This window comes from Actinomyces polynesiensis (assembly GCF_000820725.1).
Taxonomy (GTDB): Bacteria; Actinomycetota; Actinomycetes; order Actinomycetales; family Actinomycetaceae; genus Pauljensenia; species Pauljensenia polynesiensis.
In genome coordinates, this window is the sequence record NZ_CCXH01000287.1 from 1 (window position 1) to 9,955 (window position 9,955).

The 9,955-nt window shown below is 72.7% G+C and carries 9 protein-coding genes and 1 pseudogene; 9 read left to right on the top strand and 1 reads right to left on the bottom strand.

All coding sequences use genetic code 11. The annotated features are described in order from the left end of the window. Positions 1–318: 318 nt before the first annotated feature. From nagB to TA90_RS11930, 5 genes and pseudogenes are all read left to right on the top strand, one after another. Positions 319–1,098, top strand: coding sequence for a glucosamine-6-phosphate deaminase (gene nagB / locus TA90_RS11910; protein WP_043536759.1), 780 nt, complete (start codon positions 319–321; stop codon positions 1,096–1,098). Positions 1,099–1,351: 253 nt separating this feature from the next. After that, positions 1,352–1,708, top strand: a complete 357-nt coding sequence (locus TA90_RS11915) for a DUF3039 domain-containing protein (RefSeq protein ID WP_407921593.1) — start codon at positions 1,352–1,354, stop codon at positions 1,706–1,708. After that, positions 1,705–3,523, top strand: a pseudogene (locus tag TA90_RS11920) (DEAD/DEAH box helicase). Before TA90_RS11915 ends, TA90_RS11920 begins: the two are co-directional and overlap by 4 nt. Before the next feature lie 196 nt (positions 3,524–3,719). Next, the gene (locus TA90_RS11925) at positions 3,720–5,339 is read left to right on the top strand and encodes a xylulokinase (RefSeq protein WP_043536760.1); all 1,620 of its coding nucleotides are present in this window, start codon (positions 3,720–3,722) and stop codon (positions 5,337–5,339) included. Between the two features lie 111 nt (positions 5,340–5,450). Then, complete coding sequence (locus TA90_RS11930; RefSeq protein WP_043536761.1) at positions 5,451–5,777, top strand: DMT family transporter; 327 nt, start codon at positions 5,451–5,453, stop codon at positions 5,775–5,777. A 234-nt stretch (positions 5,778–6,011) separates the two neighbouring features. Here the strand turns inward: TA90_RS11930 and TA90_RS11935 are convergent, their stop codons facing one another. After that, the gene (locus TA90_RS11935) at positions 6,012–7,355 is read right to left on the bottom strand and encodes a nicotinate phosphoribosyltransferase (protein WP_043536763.1); all 1,344 of its coding nucleotides are present in this window, start codon (positions 7,353–7,355) and stop codon (positions 6,012–6,014) included. An 81-nt stretch (positions 7,356–7,436) separates the two neighbouring features. Here TA90_RS11935 and clpS point away from each other — a divergent pair, with 81 nt between their 5' ends. The 4 genes from clpS to TA90_RS11955 all read left to right on the top strand — a co-directional run. Then, complete coding sequence (clpS, locus tag TA90_RS11940) at positions 7,437–7,724, top strand: ATP-dependent Clp protease adapter ClpS (protein ID WP_043536764.1); 288 nt, start codon at positions 7,437–7,439, stop codon at positions 7,722–7,724. Next, positions 7,724–8,299 (top strand): DUF2017 family protein, encoded by a 576-nt coding sequence (locus TA90_RS11945; protein ID WP_043536765.1) that lies wholly within the window; start codon positions 7,724–7,726, stop codon positions 8,297–8,299. Before clpS ends, TA90_RS11945 begins: the two co-directional genes overlap by 1 nt. A gap of 10 nt (positions 8,300–8,309) precedes the next feature. After that, complete coding sequence (murI, locus tag TA90_RS11950) at positions 8,310–9,146, top strand: glutamate racemase (RefSeq protein WP_052450844.1); 837 nt, start codon at positions 8,310–8,312, stop codon at positions 9,144–9,146. Next, positions 9,143–9,955, top strand: an 813-nt coding sequence (locus tag TA90_RS11955) for an MBL fold metallo-hydrolase (RefSeq protein WP_082031684.1), incomplete at its 3' end; no start/stop codon positions are given. The genes murI and TA90_RS11955, both read left to right, overlap by 4 nt.

Sequence of the window (9,955 nt, forward strand, 5' to 3'; positions counted from 1 at the left end):
CGGAGGGGGGCGGACGCCGGTCGGCGTCCGCCCCCCTTTCCGTACCCCGCGGACGGGGCCGGGGGCCGATGGCCGAGGTCTGGGGTCCGGCCCCGGCCGAGCGTCGCGGACCGGAGCCGGGGCCGGGGGCACGACCACCCGCCTCCGCGCCCACGACCCGCCTCCGCGACGGGTCACCTGCCCCTGCGACGGACGACCAGCCGTCGGTCGTGGTGCGTGGCGGTCGTCGCAGTGGCGCCCCCCACACCGTGTGACACATATTGAGCGCAACGGCATAGAATGTTCAACACGAATCGATTGTTCTCGTGAGGAGTCCCAGTGAAGGTCGCCATTCTTCCTGATCTCGCGGCCATCGCCGCGGTTGCCGCGGACCGCTTCGAGCAGTTGCTCACCCGGGACCCCGAGGCGGTCCTCGGGCTGGCGACCGGGTCCTCGCCACTGCCCCTCTACGGGGAGCTCGTCGCCCGCCAGCAGGCGGGACGGATCTCCTTCTCCCGGGCCCGTGCCTTCACCCTGGACGAGTACGTCGGCCTGCCCGCCGACCACCCCCAGGCCTATCGCAGCGTCATCCACCGCGACTTCACCGACCAGGTGGACTTCGCGGCGGGCGCCGTCCAGGGCCCCGACGGCAACGCCCCCGATCTCGGGGCCGAGGCCGCGCGCTACGACGCCGCCATCCGCGAGGCCGGGGGCATCGACCTCCAGATCCTCGGCATCGGTGCGGACGGCCACCTCGCCTTCAACGAGCCCGGCGGCTCCCTGGCCTCCCGCACCCACGTCGGCGTCCTCACCCAGCGCACCCGCCGGGACAACGCGCGCTTCTTCGACGGCGACGTCGACGCCGTGCCGACGCACTGCCTCACCCAGGGCCTCGGGACGATCATGGAGGCCCGCGGGCTCGTCCTCATCGCCACGGGCGCCAACAAGGCGACCGCCGTCCACGAGATGCTCGAGGGCGGGGTCTCCGCGCTCTGGCCCGCGACCCTCATCCAGTTCCACCCCGACGCCCTCGTCCTCCTCGACGAGGACGCGGCCGCAGAGCTCACACTGGCCGACTACTACCGCGAGGTCTGGGAGAGCGCCTCCGGCCTCGACTGAGGGACGCGAGGGCGCAGCCGGGGTCTGTCCGGGCGCGAACCGACCCCAGCACGGGCACGACCCGGTCCTGTCCGGCCGCCGCCCGGGTCCTGTCCGGCTGCCGCCCGGGTGCGGCCCGACCGCGGCCCGCGCGCATCGTGCGAGGTCCGCCCGCAGCTCGCGCGCGTTTCCTCTGCCGGCGGATCCGCGCGTGGGATTGTGCACTCACCGGACCGGGGTCCCACCGGAGCCGCCCTCGTACGTCGCACCTACAATGGGCGCCATGCGAGCACTGGACGAACCACGAGGCCCCGAGTCCCCCCAGGCCCCCGGCGGGGCAGGGACGGACCCCCAGTCCGCCACCGGCCTGCTGGAGCGCACCGAGGAGCAGGAGCGCAAGTCACCCGGTGACGGTGACCGGTTCGCCCATTTCGTGCGCAAGGACCGTGCCGACTCCTCGATGGTGACCGGCCAGCCCGTCGTCGCCCTGTGCGGGAAGGTCTGGATCCCCTCCCGGGACGCCTCCCGCTACCCGGTGTGCCCCCGCTGCAAGGCCCTGCGCGACGCGATGGGGAAGAACGGGCGCAACTGGCCCTTCTCCGACGGCGGGTCGGGAGGTTCCGACAAGTGAGCCGCGGCGGAGACGGCCGGACGGCCGGACCCGCGCGAGTCTCGACGGCAGCTGCCCAGCAGCTCCCCCCTGCCTTCCCCGGGCGTGCGGCCTGGGGGACCGCCGGGAACCTGCGCGCCTGGCAGGCCGCGGCGCTGGAGACCTACCTCGAGCGTGAACCCCGCGACTTCCTCGCCGTGGCCACCCCGGGTGCGGGGAAGACGACCTTCGCGCTGCGCGTCGCCGTGGAGCTCCTCGGGCGTGGGGTCGTGTCCAAGCTGACCATCGTCTGTCCCACCGAGCACCTCAAGGGGCAGTGGGCCGATGCCGCGGCACGCGTCGGGATCCACGTCGACCCGGCCTTCACGAACTCCCAGGGGCGCGCCGGTTCGCACTTCGACGGTGTGGCCGTCACCTACGCGCAGGTCGCCGCGAACCCGACGCTCCACGCCGCGCGGACGAGGGCGAACCCGACCCTCGTCATCCTCGACGAGGTCCACCACGCGGGGGACTCCCTGTCCTGGGGTGACGGCATCGGGGAGGCCTTCGAGGGGGCCACCCGCCGCCTGTCCCTGACCGGCACCCCGTTCCGCTCCGACACGAGCCCGATCCCCTTCGTGCGCTACGTGGAGGACGAGGAGGGCGTTCGCCGCTCCCGGGCGGACTACACCTACGGCTACGGGGACGCGCTGCGCGACGGCGTCGTGCGCCCCGTCCTGTTCATGTCCTACTCCGGGAACATGTCCTGGCGGACCTCGGCGGGGGAGCAGTTCAGCGCCCGGTTGGGGGAGCCGCTCACCAAGGACATGATGAAGCAGGCCTGGCGCACGGCCCTGGACCCGAAGGGGGAGTGGATCCCCTCGGTGCTGCGCGCCGCGGACCAGCGCCTCTCCGAGGTGCGCCGCCAGGTCCCCGACGCCGGCGGCCTGGTCATCGCCTCCGACCAGACCCAGGCACGGGCCTACGCCCGCCACCTGCGGGCCATCACCGGGCAGGGCGCCACGGTGGTGCTCTCCGACGATGCCGACGCCTCGGAGCGCATCGACGGGTTCCGGGAGTCCCAGGACCGGTGGATGGTGGCGGTGCGGATGGTCTCCGAGGGCGTGGACATCCCCCGCCTGGCGGTGGGCGTCTACGCCACGAACACCTCGACCTCGCTGTTCTTCGCCCAGGCCGTGGGCCGGTTCGTCCGGGCCCGGAGGCGTGGGGAGACCGCGACGGTCTTCATCCCCTCCGTCATGCAGCTGCTGGACCTCGCGGGGCAGATGGAGGTCGAGCGCGACCATGCCCTGGACCGTCCGGTGCGCGCCGACGCCGAGGGCGACCTGTACAACCCGGAGGACGCGCTGGTGGCCCAGGCCAACCGCAGCGAGAAGGCCTCCTCCGACCTCCTGCCCGGCTTCGAGGCGTTGGAGGCGGACGCCGAGTTCGACGCGGTGCTCTTCGACGGGGCGGCGTGGGGGAGGCGTCGCGGAGGTCGGGTCCGTGGAGGAGCAGGAGTACCTGGGGATCCCCGGACTGCTCGAGCCCGAACAGGTCACCACCCTCCTGCACGCCCGGCAGGCGGACCAGGACCGCCAGCACGGGCGCGCCGTGGAGGCCGCACGCCAGCGTGAGGCGAACGCCGGGATCTCCGAGCACCGGCTGAGGGCCGCGCGGCGCAAGGAGCTGGCCCGGTTGGTCTCGGACTGGTCGCGCAGGTCCGGGGACTCCCATGCCGTCATCCACTCCCGCCTGCGCCAGCGCGCCGGTGGCCCGGAGGTGGCCCAGGCGACCGTCCAGCAGATCGACGCGCGCATCGCCCTGCTGAGGGAGTGGTTCGTGGGCCGGGTGTGAGGCACCCGGGCGGTTCGGGGTGGGCACGTCCCGCCCCGCGGGGACGTCGGGTCGCGCACGGGGATGTCGGGTCGCGGGGACGTCGGGTCGCGGGGACGCGGACAGCACGGGCACGCCAGTGTTAACGTTGACACTGACGGGTGCGGCACACGGGAGTGCCGTCTCCCACGCCGACGCCTGATCCCCGGGGGACACGATGGACGACACCACTTCCACTGCGGCCGAGGCCGTCCGGCACGCGATCGACCGGGGGGAGACCGCGCTCGGGATCGAGTTCGGGTCGACGAGGATCAAGGCCGTCCTCGTCGGTGCCGACGCCCGCCCCCTCGCCAGCGGGTCCCACGACTGGGAGAACGGCCTCGTCGACGGCCTGTGGTCCTACGACGAGGACATGGTCTGGGAGGGGCTGCGCGCCGCGTACCGGGACCTGGCCGATGACGTCGAGCGCACCCACGGGACGACACTGCGCACCGTCGGGAGCATGGGCGTCTCCGCCATGATGCACGGCTACCTGGCACTCGGTGCGGACGGTGGGTTGCTGGTGCCCTTCCGGACCTGGCGCAACACCTCCACCGGCCCGGCGGCCCGTGAGCTCAGCGAGCTCTTCCGGTTCAACATCCCGCTGCGCTGGAGCATCGCGCACCTCCACCAGGCGGTCCTGGACGGGGAGGAGCACCTCCGGGACCTCGCCTCCCTCACCACGCTCGCCGGCCTCGTGCACGAGCGTCTCTCCGGCCGTCACGTCCTGGGGGTGGGGGACGCCTCCGGGATGTTCCCCATCGACCCCCAGACCTGCGACTACGACCGGGCGCGCCTGGACGCCTACGACGAGGTCCTGGCCGGGCACGGTCTGGACCTCCGACTGCGCGACCTCCTCCCCGAGGTCCTGGTGGCGGGTGAGGACGCAGGCGTCCTCACCGAGGAGGGGGCACGGCTCCTGGACCCCAGCGGGACCCTGGGTGCCGGGGTGGCGATGTGCCCACCGGAGGGGGATGCCGGGACGGGGATGGTCGCCACGCACGCCGTGGGCCCGCGCACGGGCAACGTGTCGGCGGGCACCTCGGTGTTCGCCATGGTGGTGCTGGAGCGGGAACTGCGTGACGTCCACCCCGAGCTGGACGTCGTCACCACTCCCGAGGGATTCCCCGTCGCCATGGTCCACTCGAACAACGGGACCTCGGAGTGGGACCAGTGGGTCGGCGTGTTCTCACGCTTCGCGCGGGCCGCCGGTCTCGACCTGCCCCGCCACACCGTCCACGACCTCCTCTACGCCGAGGCCCTGGAGGGACCCCCCGACGGGGGTGGGCTCCTCGCCTACAACTTCCTGTCGGGGGAACCCATCGTGGGCCTGGACCGGGGCCGACCGCTGTCCATCCGGTCCCCGCACGGCCCCCTCTCCCTGGCCTCCTTCACGCGCACGCAACTGATGACGGTGTTCGGTTCCCTGAGGCTGGGCATGGACATCCTCCTGGAGGACGAGGGCGTGCGGTTGGACGGTCTCCACGCCCACGGTGGTCTCTTCAAGACCCCCGTCGTCGCCCAGAAGGTGATGGCCGGAGCGCTGCGCACCCCGGTCACGGTGGGGACGGGAGCTGGCGAGGGCGGGCCGTGGGGCATGGCGCTGCTCGCGCTCTACCGCGCACAGCGAAAGGAGTGGGGGAGCCTGTCGGAGTTCCTCGACCGGGCGGTCTTCGCGGGGACAGGGACCACCACGATCGAGCCGGATCCCGAGGACGTGGCCGGGTTCGAGGCCTTCATGGAGCGGTACAGGGCGGGCCTGCCGGTCGCGCGGGCGGCCGGGGCCCTCGACGACTGAGGCGGGGGACCGCACCGGGGGCGGGGGAGGCTGCGGTAGGGTGGCGGCACTGCCACCGGGACGACCCGGGCGGCGCACCTCACGTGGGGACGGCCCCGGGGAGGTGCCACCATGCACATCCACTGGATCGTCCTCGTCGTCTCCGGTCTCTTCGAGGCCGTCTGGGCGACGGCCCTGGCACGCAGCGAGGGATTCTCCCGCCCGCTGCCGACCCTCGTCTTCGCGCTGGGGCTCCTGGCCTCCATGGGAGGTCTGGCGTGGGCCCTGCGTGAGATCCCCGTCGGCACCGGCTACGCGGTCTGGGTGGGCGTCGGCGCGGCCACGACCGCCGGGTGGGCCATGGCCACCGGCGCGGAGCCGGTGGGCGTGGTGCGGGTCCTGCTCCTGGTGGGTCTGGTCGCCTGCGTCGCCGGCCTCAAGCTCACCGCCCCCCACTGACCCGGTGAGGTCCGTCCTGTTCCCACGGTGAGGTCCGCTCTGTTCAGCGGTCGAAGTCCGTCCCCCTGTGACTGCTCCCGGTGCCCCCTTCGCCCCCTGTGTTCCAGGACCGGCGCGATCGCCGTGCACCGGACACACCATCGGGGCCGGTCCCGAGTGGGGCGGGGACGGACCTCACGGGGAGAAGAGGGCGGACTTCGACCCCAGAACGGAGCGGACTTCGCGGGGGTGGGGTCAGTCGGCGGGCTGGTGACGCGTGGGGATGGCGGGCTCGCCCTCGGACAGGCGCCAGGCCTGGTAGGGCAGCTCGTTGCGGGAGCGCACGTGGTGCTCCTGGGCACGCACCAGCGCCTCCCGGCCCCAGGCGGCGTGGTCGATGTGGCCGTCGCGCACGTAGGAGACCTGCAACGGTCGCGCCCCGGCGTCGGCGAGCGCAGTGCCCGCGTCCTCCGCGCTGCTCCCGGCCACCAGCAGCTCCTCCTCGGCGTACCCGTCCTCGCCGATGACGCGCCCGGCGTACTTGCGTCCCGCCACCGTGCTCTTGGAGGAGGACTTCTTGGCGACCCCCTGCATGTGGCCGTCGGTGTCCTCGCGCTCGACCATCTTGTAGACGAGGGCGGCCGTGGGCACCCCCGAGCCGGTCACCAGACGGGTCCCCACACCGTAGGAGTCGATCGGGGCGGCGCCGAGCGCGGCGATCGCGTACTCGTCGAGGTCGTTGGTCACGGTGATCTTCGTGGTGGTGGCGCCCATGGCGTCGAGCTGGCCGCGGACCTTGAAGGCCAGTGCCACCAGGTCACCGGAGTCCAGGCGCACCGCCCCGAGCTCGCCTCCCGCCGCCCGCGCGGCCTCCACGGCCCGGCGCACCGCCGTGGGGATGTCGTAGGTGTCCACCAGCAGCGTCGTGCCGGTGCCCAGCAGCCTGATCTGTGCGGCGAAGGCCTCCTCCTCCGTGTCGTGGAGGAGGGTGAAGGCATGGGCGGAGGTCCCGATCGTCGGGATGTCGTAGCGCTTGCCGGCCTCCAGGTCCGAGGTGCCGTGGAACCCGCCGATGACGGCGGCCCGCGCGGCGGAGACCGCTGCGCGCTCGTGGGCACGCCGGGCCCCCATGTCCATGCAGGGTCGGCCGTGGGCGGCGATCGTCATGCGGGAGGCCGCCGAGGCGACCGCGCAGTCGTGGTTGAGGACGGACAGGGCCAGGGTCTCCAGGAGGACGCACTCGGCGAAGGTGCCCGAGACGGTGAGGATCGGGGAGCCCTCGAAGTAGCACTCGCCCTCGGCGTAGCCGTCGATGTCACCACCGAAGCGGAAGTCCCGGAGGAACTCCAGGGCCTGGTCGGAGACGATGCGGCGCTCGCGGAGCCAGTCGATCTGGTCCCCGGAGAACTCGAAACGCTCCAGGGCCTCCAGGATGCGTCCCGTCCCGGCGACCACACCGAATCGCCGGGTGGCGGGGAGGCGACGTCCGAACACCTCGAAGACGGTCCGACGGTCGGCTGTCCCGTCATGCATGGCGGCGTCGAGCATCGTCAGCTCGTACATGTCGGTGAGCAGGGCTGTGGAGATGGAAGCAGGCATGGGACCAACTTAGTCATCTGCCGCACAGGGGTGGAGACCAAACCCACACCTCGGTCCCCCGCGAATGCTTACGCTGGTGGCATGCCCGCCACCCCGACGCCTGCCCAGTCCGGGCAGGTGAGCCGCTCGACGGCCGCCGTGCCCGAATGGCACACGGTGGTGTGGGACGACGCCGTCAACCTCATGGACTACGTGACCGAGGTCCTCAGCCGCCACTTCGGCTACCCCCGGACCACCGCCCACGCCCTCATGCTCGAGATCCACCACCTCGGGCGTGCCACCGTCTCGCGCGGTACCCGCGAACGCATGGAGGCGGACGTGCTCGCCATGCACTCCTACGGCCTGCACGCGACCCTGGAGCGGGCGTGATGATCGGGGAGTTCCGCGCCACCGCCCACGGCTACCGCGCCGACCTGGACGGGGATGACTCCCGGATGCTGGAGCGCCTCGCAGGGGAGATCCTCGCCGTCCTCGACGAACCGAGCGACCTCACCCCCCTCGTGCGCGCCGCGACCGGCATCGAGTCCTCGCGCCCCGAGCCCGGGGACCCGACCCTGGACAACCTCCTGCCGCCCATGAGCGTGGACCCCCCCGAGGCCGCGAGGCTGCGGGCCCTCACCGAGGACTTCCTCCGCTCGGAGAAGTCCGCCCGTCTGCGCCGCCTGCGCCAGGACCTGCGGGCGTCGCGCCGGGAGACGGGCGGCGACGTCCTCGTGGTACGCACCTGTGTGTGGGACTGGCTCGCCGCCCTCAACGACCTCCGTCTCGCCCTGGCGGGGGAGCTGGGTATCGAGGCCGACGAGGACGCCCACCGGGTGTGGGACCAGGCACGTTCCGGGCGCACGGAACCCCGGCTCGCCCTCGTCAGCGGCCTCTACGTGGCGGTGACGTGGTGGCAGGATTCACTGCTGCGAGCCATGCGGGAGGAAGCCCCCGCGCACTAGTGTCCCAAGCATGGACAACGCGCCGATCGGGATCTTCGACTCCGGGCTGGGGGGCCTCACGGTCGCGCGTGCCATCATCGACAAGCTGCCCGACGAGCAGGTCGTCTACCTCGGGGACACCGCCCACACGCCCTACGGTCCGCGCCCCATCGCGGAGGTCCGCCAGCTCGCCCTCGACGGGCTCGACGAGTTGGCCTCGCGCGGGGTGAAGGTGCTGGTCATCGCGTGCAACACCGCGACCGCCGCAGCGCTGTCCGACGCGCGTGAGCGGTACTGGACCGACGCCCACATCCCCGTCATCGAGGTCATCACGCCCGCAGCCCGTGCCGCCGTGGTCACCACCCGCAACCGCCGCATCGGCATCATCGGCACCGCTGCGACGATCCAGTCCGAGGCCTACGTCAACGCCCTCGCCGCCGTGCCCGGCCTCACGGTCGTCCAGCAGGCCTGTCCGCGGTTCGTGGAGTTCGTCGAGGCGGGCGTCACCACGGGCCCCGAGCTGGAGCGGGTGGCGCGCGACTACCTCGAGCCCCTGCGCGAGGCCGACGTGGACACCCTGATCCTCGGGTGCACCCACTACCCGCTGCTCACCGGCGTCATCGGGCGCGTCATGGGCGAGGGCGTCTCACTGGTCACCTCCTCCGAGGCAACGGCGAACGTCACCTACAACGAGCTGGTCGACCGGGAGATGCTCCACGAGCCCCGGGACGCCGACGAGCCCCCCCACCACGAGTTCCTCACCACCGGGGGTCCCGACACCTTCGCGAAACTGGCGCGACGTTTCCTGGGACCGGAGGTGCACGAGGCGATCTCGGTGCACCCCGAACCGCAGGGGGCCCTGCCATGAGGCTGCGGATCGTGGGCTGCACCGGGTCCATGTCGGGCCCGGCCTCGGCGGCCTCGTGCTACCTGGTCCAGGCGGAGGGCCCTGATCCCGTGACCGGGGACGTGCGGACGTGGAACGTGGTCCTGGACCTCGGCCCGGGGGCCTTCGGCCAACTGTGGACCCACGTCGACCCGCGTGACGTCGATGCCGTCGTCTTCTCCCACTGCCACGCCGACCACATCGGCGACGTCATCTCACTCCACGTCCACCGTCGCTGGGGACCCGGTCGGGGCTCGGCGCCCCTCGTCGTGGCCGGCCCCGAAGGCCTCCTGGAGCGGATCCGCCAGATCGACGGTGTCGGCGAGGAGGAGTCCTACGAGGGCGAGTTCGACCTGCACACCCTCGGGGCCGGGGTGCCGCTGCGCGTCGGGCCCCTCACCCTCACCCCCTCGACGGCCTGGCACTCCGTGCCCGGGTTCGGGATGCGTGTGGAGGGTCCCTCCGAGGAGGACCCGGGCCGGTCCGCCACCCTCTTCTACACGGGGGACACGGACCGCTGCGACACGATCACCGCGGGCATGCGGGGGGTCGACCTGTTGCTCTCCGAGGCGGGCTTCACCACCTGTGACGAGGTGCGGGGCATCCACATGACCGGCGCGCGCGCCGGGGCCGCGGCCACGGAGGCCGGGGTCGGCCGCGTCGTCCTCACCCACATCCAGCCCTGGACGGATCCTCGGGAGGTCTCCGCGGACGCCCCGCTCCACCTGGTCGGGTCCCCTCGACATCGCCCGGGTCGGCCGGGAGTACGTGGTCTGAGCGTCGGCTGCCGG

Bases quoted from the DNA above. Each gene is read 5' to 3' on its own strand.
- clpS (WP_043536764.1), top strand. From the start codon at position 7,437: ATGCCCGCCACCCCGACGCCTGCCCAGTCCGGGCAGGTGAGCCGCTCG.
- TA90_RS11915 (WP_407921593.1), top strand. From the start codon at position 1,352: ATGGGCGCCATGCGAGCACTGGACGAACCACGAGGCCCCGAGTCCCCC.
- TA90_RS11935 (WP_043536763.1), bottom strand. From the start codon at position 7,355: ATGCCTGCTTCCATCTCCACAGCCCTGCTCACCGACATGTACGAGCTG.
- TA90_RS11945 (WP_043536765.1), top strand. From the start codon at position 7,724: ATGATCGGGGAGTTCCGCGCCACCGCCCACGGCTACCGCGCCGACCTG.
- TA90_RS11930 (WP_043536761.1), top strand. From the start codon at position 5,451: ATGCACATCCACTGGATCGTCCTCGTCGTCTCCGGTCTCTTCGAGGCC.
- TA90_RS11925 (WP_043536760.1), top strand. From the start codon at position 3,720: ATGGACGACACCACTTCCACTGCGGCCGAGGCCGTCCGGCACGCGATC.
- murI (WP_052450844.1), top strand. From the start codon at position 8,310: ATGGACAACGCGCCGATCGGGATCTTCGACTCCGGGCTGGGGGGCCTC.